We start from the raw sequence: 17613 nt of genomic DNA, 5'->3' as shown, positions 1-17613 counted from the left end.
TATGATAGCAAACGACAATTTTATTATTGACGGCAAACACGAAAAGCCAATTTTAATTGATATAACTTTTGATTCAGAAAAATCTAATTTACCAATAATTATTTTTTGCCATGGTTACAAAGGTTTTAAGGACTGGGGTGCTTGGGGTTTAATGGCAAACGCTTTCGCAGAAGCTGGCTTTTGCTTTATAAAATTCAATTTTTCCCATAATGGCGGTACTATGGAGCAGCCCATAGACTTCCCTGATTTGGAAGCTTTTGGAAATAACAATTACACTATAGAGTTAGACGATTTGGAATCGGTTATTAATTGGACTAACGAAAACGAAACCATTAAATCGATTGGGCGTCTAAATGCAATAAACTTAATTGGACACAGCAGAGGTGGCGGAATTGTTGCTATTAAAGCCGAAGAAGATCCTCGAATTAAAACTGTGATAGGTTTAGCAGGTGTTTGCGATTTAGGCAAACGAACAGCAACCATTGGCGATTTGGATGATTGGAAAAACACAGGTGTAAAATATGTTTTAAACGGCCGAACAAAACAACAAATGCCACATTTTTATCAGTTTTATGAAGATTTCATTAAAAATGAAGAACGACTTACGATAAAGCGAGCCGTTTCAAACTTAAAAATTCCGCATTTAATTATTCATGGTAATAACGATACTAGCGTTTTAATTGACGAAGCAGAACACTTGCATAAATGGAATCCTAAAAGCGAATTAGAAATTATTAAAAATGCCAATCATGTTTTTAATACAAAACATCCTTGGGAAAGCAATGTTCTGCCGAAAGAACTTAAAAATGTTGTTGAATGTGCGGTGTCGTTTATAAAAAATTCAATATAAAACCTTAAGATTTGAGTTAATTCTATTAGCAAAAATCTTTAAATATTCTATTTAACCCCTTTTAATTAAAGCTATTTTTTACTTTTGTTTTTATGGATAACAGTAATTTACCGTTAAATGATATTTATGCACCCGAAATGCGAATCTATGTTGCAACCGATTGCATCATTTTTGGGTTTGATAACGGTATTTTAAAACTATTAGTTTTTGAAAGACGCGTGGAACCTTTTAAAGGCACTTTATCTTTAATTGGAAGTTTTGTAAAGCCTGATGAAGCTGCAAATGAAGCTGCTCGTCGTGTTTTAAATGAAATTACAGGCTTAGAGAACATCTTTATGGAAGAGTTAAAGACCTACTCTAATATTGATCGAGATCCGGGTGCTCGCTGTATTTCTATAGCATACTATGCATTAATTCGTATTGATGATTACGATAAGGAATTGGTTGCAAAACACGATGCCATTTGGTATGAGGTTGATAAACTCCCTAATTTAGTTTTAGATCATGATTTAATGATTGAAGATGCACTAAATAGATTACGTCGAAAAGCTAGATTTTACCCAATTGGATTTGAATTACTACCTAAGAAATTTACTATTCCGCAGTTTCAAAATTTATATGAAGCTATTTTTCAGAAAACATTAGATACTCGGAATTTCAGAAAAAAATTAATGTCTCTAAAATTGCTTATTCCTTTAAATGAAAAAGATAAATCGGGTTCTAAAAAAGGAGCTTTCCTTTATAAATTCGATTATACAAAATATAAAAGGTTAGAACAAAAAGGGTTTAATTTTTCGTTGTTCAAAAATTGAACATAAAAAAAGGCTGAGCGATAAATGCTCAACCTTTTTCAAACTTAACTAAAGAAATATTTAAATACTTTTCTCTAATTTCTTAGTAGCTTTAAACTACTTGTTCCTTTTACCGTTTTTATAATGGCAAAGTACAAGCCCGTTTTTAAATTTGAACCATTTATAGTTGCTTCAGTTGTATTTGGTGCTACTGATAATACATTTTTTCCTAAAACATCGAATACTTTAATAGATGATATGTTTTCGGACTTAGTCTTAATAGTCCAACTATTTTGAGTGGGATTTGGAAACACACTATAAGCTGTTATATTCACACTCTCTATTCCTAATGTACAAGCATCACCAACGGTATAAGTAAAATATTTAGTTACACCAAATCCTCCATCTGCCCAAGCAAATTTAACAGCATAACTAATGTCTTCTCCTATCGAATAACCAGACAAATCTATTGTAGCCACGGTTTCTGCAACCGTCATAGCTGTTTCTGCAAACGGATCTTCTTTCCAAGCATATGCTACAATACCAACAGCTCCCGCTTCTAATAAATCAAAAGTCATTCGAACATCTCCATTTCCTAATGTTTCAAATTTATAACTATATCCTCCGTTAGAAAAAGTTCCTTGCTGGGCATCCGTTGAAGTACCATCACACGGTGTGTTTGTATCTACCGTAAAAGATACTGTATATGTTTTTGTGGTTATTCCATCTGCACCAGTAACAACAATACTTGTTGTTCCTGGAATTTGAGAAGCAGGAGTTACAACAGCTGTTGCTCCTGCATCATTTGTAGTAACGGTTACCGTTGGAACAATAACAATTTCCGAAGTTACATTTTCTGTATAATCTAAAGTATTAGAGCTAAAATCGCTTATGGTAATACCATCAACTTGCAAATCACTTAAATCTGCATCAGTTCCCGGAACAACAGGTGCTTTCCAAAAATAAATATTATCTAAATAAATATCAGATGGAGAAACTCCTCCTTGTCCATCAAACTTCAATTGAAAAACTGAATCCCACGTCATTCCTGTAAAACTAGCAATAGGTAAATCTACACTACTCCAAGACCCATTTATAACCGGTAGAGAAACGAGAACTTCACTAGGACCAGTACCATTATTGATAGGTGTTACTTTTACATCAGTAGCATTTGCTGTCCAAATATCAACATGTAAGTACTCCATTTCAGAAGCATCTTGAGGGGTTAATATTGTTCCTTGATAATTAAAATTTGTATACGCCATTGCAAAGTTTGTTCCTCCACCTGTTGGATCATATGTTGTATTTACTGCACCAGATTGACCCCAACCTGGGTTATAATCTGTTGCAACACCGGTATAAGCATCACTGTATATAGAAATTACATCAGCAGCTAAATGACTTGGAGAAGGCGCATCTATTGTTGGCGCTGTTGGCGGTGCTATAAAAAAAGAAACCGTATATGTTTTTGTAGTGGTTCCATCTGTAGCAGTAACTACCACAGTAGCATCTCCTGGTATTCCAGCGGCTTGGGTAATTACAACAGTACCTTCTATTGGTGTTGCAGAAGTAATAGTTGGAACTAGTGTTGTTCCTTCTGGCAAACTATAATCATAATCTTCTGTACCTGATGAGAAATCGCTTATTGTAGCAGCATCTACTTGTAAATCACTTAATCTAGCATCTGTTCCTGCAGGAATTACTCCATATACTTCAAACTCATATAAGCTATAGCCATACACAGTACCTCTTGCCGTTCCATACATTCTCACATATTGTCCTGATCCTGTAACATTAAGATTATCCTCTCCACCATCTCCAGCTGCTTCGGTGTATACCGTAGTATATGTAGTAAACAACGAGTCATCGGATATTTGTATTTCATAGGCACTTCCAAATGCTCCTTCCCAATTTAAAATAACCTGGGTAATATCATAGGTAGCTCCCAAATCAATAGATATCCATTGTGGGTCTTCGGTAGCAGACTCCCAACGTGTACCAAGGTCTCCATCGATGGCATTACTTGCCGCTTGATTTTCTGTAGAACCTATTGCAGCTCCACTAAGTGCAATGTTCTGTGATTGCGCAAATGCTAAAAACATTAATGCAATAAATAATAATGTAATTTTTTTCATAATAAATTATTTAGATTAGTTATTAGTAAAAATAACGTCTAATATTTATTAATTTATCATTTTAATAGGCTACAAAAAACATACATCGCAAAATTAATCCGTATTTTTTAAATAATTCTTAATAAATCTTGCACTCTACCTCAAACAAAGGCAAGAGAAGGAATACTAAATCAAAACAAATACTAAGAACCTGTTTTAACCTATGTTGTGGTAATGTTGTGGTGTTTTACTTTCTAAATTCCAAGCAGTTAACGTAATTATTTATAAACAAAGACTTTACCTGCAATTCTTTACTATTGAAAATTGTGAATAAACCTTTTAGATTTAAGAGACCAAACAGAATAAGGCAGCATTTATTATAAATACCAAGCCATGTAAATTAATAATTAAATTGAGAGAAGATAAAATAATTTTATCCTTAAGAAGTGCAATACAATAAATAACCTTATAATTTTACTAGGGATTTTACTTTATCTAAAACAATAGATTTTCTATAGTATTTAGGTTTTTCGTTCTTATCCCATAAGCCCCAATATGCGCCAACGTCACCTTCGGTTCCTACTTTCCATGATTCATCAAAAGAGGAAAAATAAAACATATCAATATTATCTTCTTTAGACCACTGTTGACTATTAATAAAATACTTGATTGCATTTTCATGCGAAGGTTTAGCGCCTTCCAATCCAAAGCCTTGACTTGGCCAGCCTGTTTCGGTAATAATCACTTTTTTGCCATTAGCTGCTTTGGTAGCTATGTTGAACATATCTTTCATATAAAGTAAAGAATACTCTAAACTACAACCTTCCCAATAAGGATAACAATTAGCTAAAATAACATCGCACGCTTCGGTTATCTTGGGGCGATCGGCAAACTCATAATAAGAATCTACATAGCCCATAGGAGTTTCTGGAATAGCTTGTTTAACTTGCCACATAAAACTTAATAATTCATCTTCCGATAAATCACCTCGATACATCACCTCATTTCCTACTGCTGCAATATCTACAAAACCATGTTTTGCAAGTTTAATAAGCCCTAATATTTCTTTGTTATTAATTTCAGCATCATTACCTAGCCAAGCTCCAACAAGAGTTTTCATTCCTAATTCTTTAGCTATTTCTGGTATAAGTTCATTCCCATCAGTACAAGAAAACGTACGAACCCAATTTGTATATGGCTTCAAAATTTCTAAGCGTCTCCTAATTTGTGCTTCACTAATTTTATCACCAGCTTTTTGTCCTTCTTCATATGCACTAAAACAAATACCATGCATGCCATCCTTTAGAACTCTATGCAATGTGTTTTCAAGACCTTTTGTAGTTTTACCTTCTAGATGAATTCCAGAAAGCGCCATAATGTTTCCTTTTCTATATGACATAATCTTAGTGAAACTTTAAATTTTCGTTTTTATCCCATAATCCCCAACGTTGCCCGACATCACCTTCATTATGTACTTTCCAAGACTCATCAAATGAAGAGAAATAAAATAGGTCTATTCCTTGTTGATTCGCCCAATTATTAGTTTCAATAAAATATTTCATTGCATTCACCTGAGACGGTTCTGCTTCTTTTGTATTATCACCCTTACTTGGCCAACCCGTTTCTGTAATAATAACAGGTTTACCCTTTGCAGCCTCTTTAGTTACAGCGTACATTTGTTTTAAATAGGCAGAAGTTTGATCTATATGGCAACCTTCCCAAAACGGATAGCAATTAGCCAAAATAACATCGCAGGCATCTACTAATCTTGCACGTTCACTAAATTGAAAATAAGCATCAACATAACCAACAGGTGTATTTGGCAATGCTTTCTTTACCTCAGCAATATATTCTAGTATATCTTCTTCTGTTAAATCATCACGTAATAGCGCTTCATTTCCAACAACAGCAATATCTACATAGCCATCTTTAGCCAATTTAATTAAAGCCTTAATTTCTCTATCGTTTTTGGACTTATCAGTATCAATCCAAGCGCCAACCATTGTTTTCAGCCCCTTATTATGAGCAACTATAGGGATAAGTTCATTACCATCTGTACACGAAAAAGAACGCACCCATTTAGTATAAGGCGCAATGATATCCATACGTTGTTCTATCTGTTTTTTAGACAATGTATCGCCTATGTTTTGTCCTTCCAAATAAGGGCTAAAACATAACCCATGTAATCCTTGGTTTAATGATTTTGAGAAAAGCTCAACTATTTCTCCATCCGTTTTTGAAGACAAAGCACTATCTGATTTAGAATCTAAATCAACATTTTTAAATGATAATAGCTTTTGTGTTTGATAATAAGAACTTGACTTAGGTTTTTTATCTGCTTCGCGTTGATCCAATTCTGCACGAATTTCACCAGCACGCGCTTCTGTAACATCATAATTCCTCATAACATACATGGCAGCTAACGTTCCTAGAACCGGAAGCCCTGAGAAAAAGAATCTTAAACCATCAATAGCACCTTCAGGTTGGGTTTCGGCTCCAGAATCAAAACCAACGGAACTCATGATAACACCACTTAATCCACCAGCAATAGCAAAACCAAATTTTACCATCCACCAATAAATCGCTCCAAAGGTTCCTTCTCTTCGCTTTCCTGTATTAAGTTCATCTAAATCAATAACATCCGCAGTCATAGACATCATTAACACAAATAGACTTCCTATTCCAAAAGAGAAAAATGGTAAGGCAAATATGAACATATACGGTTTACCCGGAATAAACAAAAACCACAGCATAATATAACCTATAACAGATATGCCTTGAGAATAGATAAAGGCTTTCTTCTTACCTATTTTTTTTGACATTCGTGTCACAATTGGAATAACCAAAAATGTTGTTCCTAAAGCACCTAAACACCCAAAAAGTGTCGGCCAAATACCAGCGGCAGCAGCATCACCATCAAAAAGATGATATACAATTATAAAAAAAGAAAATGCCGCAATGGTATTAAAAGCATTAAAAACCAAAAATGTTGCAATACATAGTTTTCTAAATGGCTTTATCCTAAATGCCTCTAGGAAACCATATAATATTTTCCAAAGACTACCACCTATATTCTTAAAATTAAGAGGAGAATAATCTTCATCTAAAGTTGATTTACTTTTAATAAAAATGGCAGGAATCATAGCAAAAATCATACAAGTGACACCAACCCAAACAGCTAATGTTCTCGTGGCAACATCTGCAGAAGGAAACAAATCTGGATCGTACATAATTACCCAAAACCATGGTGCAATAACCCATGCCCATTGCCCAATCCATTGTGCAACGGCCATAATACTGGTACGCTCATGAAAATCATTACTCATTTCATAACCCATTGCCACATAAGGAACACTAAAAATAGTTAACCCTAAATAGAACAAAAATGACCAAATCATTATGTATGTAAAATTGTAATCTACCCCATTCTCTCTAAATAGTTGCCACATGATGATAAAAGAGATCCCCATGATAATGGCTCCTAAGAATACATATTGTCGACGACGTCCCCAACGTGATTTTGTATTATCTGAAATAAACCCCATAATAGGATCTGTAAAAGCATCAAAAATTCTTGGAAAAAAATAAATAACACCCCACATCCAACCAGGAAAACCTAAATCTTGGACTAAAACTACCATAAAAATTCCCAAAGCAGCTGGAAACATTTGATTGGCAAGCATGCCTACCCCAAAAGCAACTTTTTGACCGAACGGGACTTTATTTATTTTAGACATAATATTTAGTTTTTGGTTAGTTAGAATGAATAATTAAATGATTTACTATTCAGGAATTATGATAGTCTGTATAGCTTTCTCATTTATTTTAACATCAAAAGATTTTTCGCCTAATATAATTTTGAAACTTTTAGCGATATCTCCTTCATTAAATAAAACAACAGCAATAGAACCATCGGGATTTTTAGCTGCTGTAACCATTAAATCTTCATCGGTATTATCTAGAGCTATTACTTTTGCATTTGGTCTAATATACTTGCTAAAATGAGCCATAGTATAATATAGCGGTGTAAAGTAAACCTCATCATTATCTGGGTCAACAATTACAGGAGCTACGCACCAGTTTTTAAACCAGTTTGGCCCACCTTGGCGATCTAGTACCATATTCCAATCTACCCAACCATCTACCCAATTGTTTAAACAACCAATAATATCTCTTGCATAACGGTTTACGGGCGCGTATTTAGGGTGTAAATGTTTATCCTCCGGAGGTGCCCAATCCCAACCCCAATCGGTGGCTTCTTTTTTCCAATACCAAGCATCATCTTTCCAAACAGGCACTTGAGAGTCAATGCAACCTTCAGTTTCTATTAAATATTTATTTGGTGCTTTGTTGTGTGCATATTGCAAGGCTTCCGGAAAATAATCATAAGTGCTTTCATACCAATGAATAGCGGTGCCATCAAAATATTTCGATGACGCCTCATCTCTAAACATTTCATCTACCCATTCTTTAAGTCCACCGCGATTTTGATCGTAACCTAAAATAATTTTATCTCCATAACCATCAGCTTCCAATTTTGGACCTAAATGAAATTCTACAAAATCGGTCATTTCCTTTGGAGAAAAATGCATGCTTTCCCAGTTATTTCCATTTCCGTGTGGTTCATTTTCAACAGTAAAACCCCAAATCTCGATACCTTCGGCCTTATAAGCCTCTATATATTTTGAAAAGAATAAAGCCCAAGTATCATAGTATTCTGGTAATAACTTACCACCAACCCAATGGTTATTATCTTTCATCCAAGGTGCAGCTGTCCAAGGTGAAGCAAAAATATCGAACCCATCTTCCGAAATAGCTAAAGCATCTTTTATCATCGGAATTAAATCATCGCGATCTTCTTCAATATTAAAGTGTTCTAGGTTTTTATCGCCTTCAACTGGAGAATATGAATAATTAGTTAGAGAAAAATCGCAAGAATTCATGTGCGTTCTTGTTAAGGAATAATTAGCACCTTCTTTCGAGAAATACGCTTTTAGAATAGTGTCTCTATTTTTTTTACTTAATTTATTTAATAAATATGCTGAAGATTCTGTAAAAGCACCACCAAAACCTGAAATGGTTTGTAATTTCTGCTCGGGTTTTAGGGTAATAATAACTTTGTCATCACTAGTTTGAAATTCGTTAATTCTAGTTAGTTTATTACCACTAGCAGAAGTTTCATACACTTCAAATTTCATCGATTTATCTTCTTTAGCACAACTTGATAATAAAATCATTATCGTAAAAACTATGAGGGTATTAATCTTTTTCATCTCTAATTATTTAGTTGAGTATTATTAACAGCTTATTTATTTTATCGGAACTAATACTGTTTTTAATAAATCGTTTTTGTTTCCGTTAAATGTTTTTGTAATCGGATTTCCATTTCTTGAAAGTCCTTTAAACACATTAGAATCTACCAAATCCCAAAGTGAATATTTTGCTTTTCCATCGATAGTGAAAAGGCCAAAGTGATTCTCAGAACCTTCTGGATTCTGCGCATCTTTCCAATTTTCATCAAAAGCTTCAAAATAGAAACACGCCATATTTGCTTTCTTCGTCCAATCGCGCATATGTTTGTAATACAAAGCTTCTTTGTATTCGTCGGTTGCTCTAGACCCTTCGTTTCCGTAAAGTTCATTTGTTGAAGATGCCCAGCCTGTCTCACCAATATGAATGGGTTTATTAATTCCTAAACTTTTCATATAATTGAAAACACTATCATATTGCGATATCGCGTATTCTTTAGCTTTAAGCATGGCAACATCAATTTTATCCAAATCTGATAACGTATCAGATTCTTCACCAACACCCCAAAAAACAGGATTATAATGTGTGTCGTGCATAGGGTATGTATGCATAGAAATATAATCTACCGCATTCATAAGTTTGGTTAAATCTTCAACATGATATTCGCTATCACCACCACCCCAAGAGGCAAAATTATCGGAGCTTGTTATCCATAAATCTTTAGATAGCTCACCAGAAACTTTCAACCCTTGTAAATGATTGACCCATTTTAAAATAACACTAGGTTGCACATAATAACTAGCCGCCCATTTTACCATAGCCTCATTACCCACAGCAATTACTTTAACAATATCTGGATATTGCTTAGCAAGGTTTACAGCTCTGTTTATTTCACCTTTATTATTCTCAAAATCTTCAATGTCATGGTTTGGCGTTTTATCTGTCCATGCGTTTTGGCAATCTATCCAAGCACCAAGCATTACATACATTTCGAAATTTGAATCTTCTTCTTTTAATTCGCTAATGGCTTTTAATAAATTTGACGCTTGTTGTAATTGCACGTTATATGTCCGTAATATTTTTACACCCATTGCCGAAAGCAACTTCATGTCTTCTTTTAATTCCGGAATGCTAGGCTGAATATCTCGCGTATTTTCACGATAACCACCATAGGAAATTGCTAAATAATTTGAATCTCCTAGAATATCGGCTGCAGTTTTTTGCTTAACAGCCTGTGGTTTCTCATTACATCCTAACATCATAAATACTAAAAAAAGTGTTATATACGTTTTTAATTCACACATTGCTTTACGCCTATTTGTTTACTGAAACTATAATTTGATTCACCTCGCCTTTGCGCCCAAAAATAGATTTTGAGATTTCTAAATCGAGACTCATTTCATTTATATCAATTTGCCTGTTATCATTAAAAACAACCTCAATGCCTTCGTTTTCTGAAATTTTATAAATTACGGGAACTTGGCAATATGTAAAACATAATGAGCCAACCTCCAAATCGATAGATTGGTTCTCTTTATTAATATTTGTAAAATTAAAAGTTGATGGAGCGTGTAAAAACTCTTTAGTTTGTAATAAACTTGGTTTAAATACTATTTTCCCGTCGGCAACAAATACACCTAATTCTCCAAAACGACTAAGTACATCTTCTTTAACTTGCCCTGTCATCCCTGGTTGTTGTGCTCCTTTTGAGGCTGGTGTATGCGAATACGGATCTGTTGGAAAAGCACCATATAATTCCGGTGATTTATGCACACCTATTCCAGCATTAATTTCGTAATAATGATCTAAAAGTCGTCCAATAACAACATTGCTTTCCTTACTATTTATAGCTAATAAGCAATTTTCTTGAACGGCTAATGATAATTTAGAAACCATGTGCCAATAAATAGAACCTAAACCTTCGTAACCAAAGAAAGTTCCCGAACGACCTGTAAACGATTTATGATCGAAAATGTCTTCAAAAGTTTGAAGTAATTTTTCAGTATCACTTTCAACCAAAGCTTGATAGTTTTCATCTAAATTACCTAAAGCATCTTTTAAACTATTGGCATTATTAAAATTGCCGTTGAAATGGTAATTACCTAAAAAATCTTGTTCTATAATTTGTCTATTTCCATCGGCAACTAATGTTTTTAATAAGGTTGAAGCTTCAACCTTTTCCGAAGGAATATTATTCTTTTTATCAAAACGAGGTAATTCCTTATTTGGATATAAAATATAACTGTACTGATCCTCTCTAAATAAAGCGCTACTTTTTAAACCATCCAACAAACTTAAAGCCTGTGTTGGCGTTAAATAACCAGAACTTAAAGCAGATACTTGCCCCTCTAACATTTCGGATAAATATGAAATAGAAACCTCTTCTCCATTTTCAACCGTCATTAAATTATAAGCATGATACATATTATCATCACGTTTATTGGCATCGATAGTATGTTGTAAATACGATTTTGTAATTTGAATAAACTCTAATAGTTCTTGCTTATCAATTATAGATTTATCACTAGAAAAACCATTCTCGTAAATTGTATCTCTGTATTTACTTCCGGCCAAACCTAATCCGTCGAGCACTGTTTTTCTATCTTTATCTGAAATCTTCCCTGAAATTATATTTTTATTAGTTTGAAATGTTTTAACCACTTCATTAAAGAAAGTAGCCAATTCCGAAGAAATTTCAACCTCTTCCGTTTTAGATTTTGCTATAATATTTTCAAAGAAATTTAAAAACCTGTTTAAATAATAAAGCGTAACCATAGACACTCCATTACCAACCAATGCGTTATTAGCATCGTTCCATTCTGGACGTTGCGTATTTAACCAAATACCACCTTCGGGTATAAAGTTTGATACTTTTGCCAAAACAGTGGCTAGTAACTTCTCTATTAAATTTACTTTATAAATGAAGAAATTTTCATCTCTCAATAAAGCACCATCGGCACCTAATTCTTCTCTTTTTTCTCGAATTTTAGCATCTAATTCGTAATCGAAATCAATAGTATCTTTTGGGTGCTTTAGTATATCCTCATAACTCTTAATTTTATAAGGAACATTAGCGTATACAAAAATGTTTTCTGAAAAACGTTTTTCTAACTGATTTGGATAATACTTTTCTATAAACTCTAAGAATTTTAAAAGATATATTATTTGATGATCTCCCCAGTAGCCAATGTAAGACCACGGATCGTTTTCTTCGATAGCTTCCCAATCAAATCCACCTTTTGTAACACGGTAAGGGTTGTAACCTTCAAATGTTGTGGCATTCAAAAACTTATGAATCATCCCTTCAATAAACTCTGGATATGAGTGCGCTAGGGCTTCCCAGTTTTGGAAAATATCTCTCCAGTTCCCTTCGTAATCTAAAATTTTAGAACCATCTATTTCACTTTGCGTGTTTATAGAGAACTTATTCCAAGGTCTACTCGGATCGCCATGACGACGACTAAATTTAAGCGGTAAATATTCAAAACAAAGTCTTTTTAAATTTTTGTCTTCGTCCTGCTCAGCTATCTTTCGAATGTCGTGCAACGTAAAAAGTTCTGGCAATGTATTTAATACATCTTGCTTTTTCTTAAAAACCTTTTTGTTTGCGTGAGCTATATATTTTACAAAGTCTTGCTTTTCAATTTTATAATCATCGTCAAAAATTCCACCTCGCATAATATTAAATAACGTATTTGCGAAATGTCTTGAATTTATTAACGGATCATCGGTTAATTGTAAACCGTCTGCAGCACCAGATAATGCTAATAATTTTTTGGTGCCCTCCTCAATATCTTTTTGAACTAATGCTTCAATGCTATCTTCGTTTTTGATAAGTTCCGAAATTTGAACAACATCTGTAATAGATTGATTTACATTGGCAACAAACATCCAGCTCTTTTCTGATGACGCGGCCATTATTAAATCTGAAGAAATAAAATAAGCACCTTTTTCTGCCTTTACATCAACTTCTTCTGTAATAGCTTCGCCTTTTCTAAAATTGTATAATTGGCGAGATGATAATAAATGTGATGGATTTTCCATTCCTGAAGACCATACCACGTTTGCTTTTAAAGCTTCACTAGGTTCTGCTCTATCAACAATAACAGCACTTAAAGCGTAAATACCTAAACCAGATTCGGTTTGTAATTCACTTTTTTTGTAAGCATCTACAAGATTAGAATAGCTATTTTGCATATCTGAACCAACATTGCTTGGTAAAATATTTTGTAAACCGTCTAAAACTGTTATATTAATTTCTTTGCCCGAATTATTTTCGATAGTAGACTCTTTCACAAAACCAAATTGATTACTAGAGCTCCACTGGTATCTAAAAGTAAGTCGTAAATCTCTATTAACTTCTTCGAAAATAATTTTATTTCCAAAGGTGTTTTTATAAAGATTTCTTGTTGTTCTGTATAATCCCGTTTGTCTTTCCGAAAACGGTTCCCATACGTAAGTATGCCCTTTAATATGAATTTGAAAAATTGTTTTACTTCCTGTTATATCAGCAAGCTCAGTAATTTTATCATCTGTATAATAAGGAAAAAGTGCAGACTCGGCATTTTTTCTACCAGCAGTTAAACCTCCATTACTTGAAATAAACATCCAGTGATTAGAGTCACTCACGATGCTCATAAAAAACGGACGCATTTTGTCGCTATTAGATATTTTAAAATATGTTTCGCCATTAAGTTTTACTAACTTAGAATCTATAGCTTGCTCTTCTGAAAAAATCTGATTATCTTTTTCTGTCTTATTCATTATTATAATTGGTATTAAAAGGGTATAATGTTTAATTAAAAATACGTAATGTAAAAGGCCGGTTTAGAGAGATTTTTCCGGCCTTTTTACTATCAACAACTAAACTATTACTCGTAAACTCTTACATAATCTATTTCCATAGTATCCTCAGTAAATGCTGGATCAATATCTCCACCTAAAGAACCTCCCATAGCTACATTTAGTATCAAGAAAAAATCCTTATCATAAAATGGTAAGTCTGCATTATTATCCATAGCTACCACCGTTACATTATCTACTAAAACAGTCAGTTTTTCTGCCGTCCATTCTAAAGTATATAAATGAAACTCTGTTGAAACGTCCTCTACTGCTAATGTTTCTCCATAACTTGCATTGGCGTTTGTGCCTGTATCGAACCAATGGTACGTGCCTAACGATGTGTTTTTATCTCCACCTGTCTGCTCCATGATATCAATTTCACCACATTGTGGCCATCCAACATCTGGAAAATTAGCACCCAACATCCAAATAGCTGGCCATGTACCTTGCGCTGCTGGAAGTTTTGCTTTAACTTCTACACGACCATATTGAAACTCTTGTAAATCAATAGATTTTAATCTTGCTGAAGTGTAATCACTACCATCTTTTATCGCTGTTATTTTTAAAGTTCCATCGGAAACAATAACATTACTAGCATCGTCTGTATATGTTTGAACCTCTCCGTTCCCCCAGCCACCATCGCCTAAGTCGTAAGTCCAACTTGCTGTATCTGGAGCACCATCTGTATCGAATTCATCAGACCATGATAAGGTATTAAACTCAGATTCGAATTCAGCTTCACCTTCAACCGGTTTACTAGAAGTAAATAATTGATACCAAGCAGCTCCACCACCAGCTTCAATAATTCTAACACGTAATTCATTTTCGGTAATTGAAATAATATCATAAGTACTTGCTCCAACATACCAACCCATAAAACCACCTTCCGAAATTTCGAAAGCTGTTTGTCTATACGGCTCTTCATTATAACTTCCTTCTAAAGCAGCTTTTGATGTTGACGGTAAAAATGATACATTTTTAACACCAAACATTGTTGTTGCAACGGACTCATCATGGCAAGTATCTCCGTCTACTCCAATTATACCAGCATAAGTTCCAGGAACAAAAGCAGGACCTACTGTTTGCTCGAAAGTTAAACCTTCCGCAGAACGAGTAAATACAAACTCATTTGTATACATACAATATTTCTCTTCATCCCAAGGTTGAATTGTATTCCACCAAGCTTCATAAGCAAACTCGCCATTACCATAATCATCTTCAACTGGACCTAAACCAACATGAAGTGGTAAATTTGCTGCCCAATACCATGTTTTAGAATCACCAACTAACTCACCCGCTAAAAAGTTTTCAGCATCAGGATCAGAGAACGAACTAAACACTTGCACTTCCATAGACGTACTCGACATAACACCACCAGTACCAACAGCACTTGCTACAACCGTGTAAGTATTTACACCTGTTTGTGTAAACCTATGTACCGTTTCTCCAGATGGAGCAACTCCTGTTTTGCCATCTCCAAAATTAAATTGGTATGTAATTTCGTTATCGGCAGTAGATGTAAAATTTACAATTCCGCTACCATCCCCATAAGGGTTTTCGGCATCTTGTCCAACAATTTCAGCAGATATGGTTACTCCAGTTGGAGCCACAATATCACCTATCGTTATATCATCATCTTGACAACTTGTAAAGAGTAATGTTACCGACAGAATAAATCCTATATAATATTTTAAGTTTTTCATATATCTTAAGTTTTAATTTTGAGCAATATCATCAACGTAAATGGTATAATTTGCTGTACCATCACCTGTTATACCATTATCCATAATAAGTACCATATTGTAATATTCTACAGCCATATCAACACTAGAAAAATCGAACGTTAAGGTTTCCCATTGATTTACTAAAGTTGTTGTTGCAATAATTTCGGCTGTAGCTATAGTATTTGGCCAAGGCGTAACGTCTTCAAACTTCATTAATAAATTTAATCCTGCTCTTGGCGACCAAACTTTTGCGGTAATTGTTGTGCCAGCAGTAAAATCGAATTGTGTTGGAACCGTAATTTTAGATCCTGCCCATGGTTGCCCAGCACCTTTTACTAATTCTAAAACATTTGCCGATGTATTTCCGTTTGAATCCGGATTCGCGATAACCGATGTTCCTCCTCCATCAAACTGATCTAAAGTATATTCTGGCTCGAAAGTTAACATTGGGCTTGATGAAATATCATCAACATAAATAGTATAATTTACACTACCATCACCCACTGTACCATTATCCATAATAAGTACCATATTGTAATATTCTACAGCCATATCAACACCAGCAAAATCGAAGGCTACAGTTTCCCATTGATTTGCTAAAGTTGTTGTTGCCGTAATTTCGGCTGTTGCTTGCGTATTTGGCCAAGGTGTAACATCTTCAAATTTCATTAATAAATTTAATCCTGCTCTTGGCGACCAAACTTTTGCAGTTATTGTTGTACTAGACGAAAAATCAAATGGAGTTGGAATAGTTACTTTAGATCCTGCCCACGTCTGTCCTGCACCTTTAACCAACTCTAAAACAGTAGATGATGTATTTCCGTTTGAATCTGGATTTGCAATTACTGAAGTTCCTCCACCATCAAATTGATCCAAAGTAAATCCGCTCTCAAAAGTTAACGGTAAAACACCTGAAATACCAGTTGCTGATTCTTTATAAAAATAAAGGTTATCTATAAAAATAGTTCCAGCTCCTGATGGTGCTCCTTCAAACTTAAATTGAATAATATTTGAAAAGTCAACTAAAGGATTTTGATCTGTAAAGCTCGATAATGGAATATCAAAAGATGTCCATTGATCCTGATTCAACTCTAAAGTAATAGCTGTTTCATTAGGCCCCGCACTTATTGGAGACATTTTAGCATCAAAATCAGCATCTGCAGTCCAAACATCTACGTGAATAAATTCCATTGCAGAAGCATCTAACGCTGCACCATTAAAATCGATTCCTTGATAAGTAATATCACCATATTGAATCATATTATTACCGTCTACTGCAATCTGAGTATAAGTTGTTGTTTGTCCCCAATTTGGATAATAATCAATTGGATCTGGATCTGTATAAACATCACTATAAATAGAAACTACATCAGTTTGCGCTCTAAATGGTACTGGAGCTCCTGTTAATGGTTGCAATATTGCTGTAACTACAAATTCTTCACTGTATTCTGTAGTTTCAATAGCCGCACTTTTTGCAATCACTTTAATAGTATAAGTTCCAGCCTCTTCATATTGATAAGAAATAGTTTCCTCTAAATTTAAAACTACAGGAGTTTCATCTGTAGATTCACCAAAATAAACTTCGTACATAGTTGCAAAATCTGCAGTTGCTGAAAGGTTTACTTGTTTTGAAATAGCGGCATCGTTATCAATAATTACTACTAAATTTTCTGGCGCTTTAAAAGAAACCAAAACACTTTGAGTAACCGTTGTAGTTAATCCGTTTAAACTTACAGCTGTAATTGTAGCTTCGTAAGTTCCCTCTTCGTATATATGCTCTGCTCCGTTCCCTGGAGTTATATCTGAAACCTCTTCCGATCCATCGCCGAAACTAACCGTATAACTAACAGCTCCTTCCGCCAATGGCGTAATAGTTACCGTACCTGTATTATCTTGTGTTACGCTTACTGCTGCCGTAACATTTGTTGGAGCGGTGATTTCCTCTGCATAATCTAAATTATCATCCTCCACACAACTAATAGCTATTAGTGTAAAAAGACATAAACTGAATGCGTATTTTATAAATTTCATCATCGTATGTT

General features: G+C 34.3%; 10 protein-coding genes. 2 read left to right on the top strand and 8 right to left on the bottom strand.

What is annotated here, in order from left to right; genetic code table 11:
- Position 1 precedes the first annotated feature (1 nt).
- Complete coding sequence (locus tag M4I23_RS02935) at positions 2-850, top strand: S9 family peptidase (protein ID WP_249753402.1); 849 nt, start codon at positions 2-4, stop codon at positions 848-850.
- 92 nt (positions 851-942) lie between these two features.
- Positions 943-1662, top strand: coding sequence for an NUDIX domain-containing protein (locus tag M4I23_RS02930; RefSeq protein WP_249753401.1), 720 nt, complete (start codon positions 943-945; stop codon positions 1660-1662).
- 74 nt (positions 1663-1736) lie between these two features.
- Here M4I23_RS02930 and M4I23_RS02925 read toward each other — a convergent pair whose 3' ends face one another.
- From M4I23_RS02925 to M4I23_RS02890, 8 genes are all read right to left on the bottom strand, one after another.
- Positions 1737-3776 carry a discoidin domain-containing protein gene (locus tag M4I23_RS02925; protein WP_249753400.1) on the bottom strand — a complete coding sequence of 680 codons (2040 nt, stop codon included), beginning with the start codon at positions 3774-3776 and terminating at the stop codon, positions 1737-1739.
- A gap of 445 nt (positions 3777-4221) precedes the next feature.
- Positions 4222-5154: a glycosyl hydrolase family 17 protein gene (locus tag M4I23_RS02920; protein ID WP_249753399.1), complete on the bottom strand. Its 933-nt coding sequence runs from the start codon at positions 5152-5154 to the stop codon at positions 4222-4224.
- A gap of 4 nt (positions 5155-5158) precedes the next feature.
- Positions 5159-7492 (bottom strand): MFS transporter, encoded by a 2334-nt coding sequence (locus M4I23_RS02915; protein WP_249753398.1) that lies wholly within the window; start codon positions 7490-7492, stop codon positions 5159-5161.
- A 45-nt stretch (positions 7493-7537) separates the two neighbouring features.
- Complete coding sequence (locus M4I23_RS02910) at positions 7538-9028, bottom strand: glycoside hydrolase family 30 beta sandwich domain-containing protein (protein WP_249753397.1); 1491 nt, start codon at positions 9026-9028, stop codon at positions 7538-7540.
- 36 nt (positions 9029-9064) lie between these two features.
- Entirely contained in the window at positions 9065-10309 is a 1245-nt protein-coding gene (locus M4I23_RS02905) for a glycosyl hydrolase family 17 protein (protein WP_249753396.1), read from the bottom strand.
- Positions 10310-10319: 10 nt separating this feature from the next.
- On the bottom strand, positions 10320-13769 hold the full coding sequence (locus tag M4I23_RS02900) for a hypothetical protein (protein ID WP_249753395.1): 3450 nt from the start codon (positions 13767-13769) through the stop codon (positions 10320-10322).
- 107 nt (positions 13770-13876) lie between these two features.
- Entirely contained in the window at positions 13877-15550 is a 1674-nt protein-coding gene (locus tag M4I23_RS02895) for a family 16 glycosylhydrolase (protein ID WP_249753394.1), read from the bottom strand.
- Between the two features lie 12 nt (positions 15551-15562).
- Positions 15563-17605: a PKD domain-containing protein gene (locus M4I23_RS02890; RefSeq protein WP_249753393.1), complete on the bottom strand. Its 2043-nt coding sequence runs from the start codon at positions 17603-17605 to the stop codon at positions 15563-15565.
- Positions 17606-17613 lie beyond the last annotated feature (8 nt).

It is taken from the genome of Algibacter sp. L4_22, assembly GCF_023473045.1.
Taxonomy (GTDB): Bacteria; Bacteroidota; Bacteroidia; order Flavobacteriales; family Flavobacteriaceae; genus Algibacter.
This window is presented reverse-complemented; position numbering and strand designations above follow the sequence as displayed.

Excerpts from the sequence above, each read along its gene's own strand:
- M4I23_RS02915 (WP_249753398.1), bottom strand. The coding sequence starts at position 7,492 with ATGTCTAAAATAAATAAAGTCCCGTTCGGTCAAAAAGTTGCTTTTGGG.
- M4I23_RS02905 (WP_249753396.1), bottom strand. The coding sequence starts at position 10,309 with ATGTGTGAATTAAAAACGTATATAACACTTTTTTTAGTATTTATGATG.
- M4I23_RS02910 (WP_249753397.1), bottom strand. The coding sequence starts at position 9,028 with ATGAAAAAGATTAATACCCTCATAGTTTTTACGATAATGATTTTATTA.
- M4I23_RS02890 (WP_249753393.1), bottom strand. The coding sequence starts at position 17,605 with ATGATGAAATTTATAAAATACGCATTCAGTTTATGTCTTTTTACACTA.
- M4I23_RS02900 (WP_249753395.1), bottom strand. The coding sequence starts at position 13,769 with ATGAATAAGACAGAAAAAGATAATCAGATTTTTTCAGAAGAGCAAGCT.
- M4I23_RS02930 (WP_249753401.1), top strand. The coding sequence starts at position 943 with ATGGATAACAGTAATTTACCGTTAAATGATATTTATGCACCCGAAATG.
- M4I23_RS02920 (WP_249753399.1), bottom strand. The coding sequence starts at position 5,154 with ATGTCATATAGAAAAGGAAACATTATGGCGCTTTCTGGAATTCATCTA.
- M4I23_RS02935 (WP_249753402.1), top strand. The coding sequence starts at position 2 with ATGATAGCAAACGACAATTTTATTATTGACGGCAAACACGAAAAGCCA.
- M4I23_RS02925 (WP_249753400.1), bottom strand. The coding sequence starts at position 3,776 with ATGAAAAAAATTACATTATTATTTATTGCATTAATGTTTTTAGCATTT.
- M4I23_RS02895 (WP_249753394.1), bottom strand. The coding sequence starts at position 15,550 with ATGAAAAACTTAAAATATTATATAGGATTTATTCTGTCGGTAACATTA.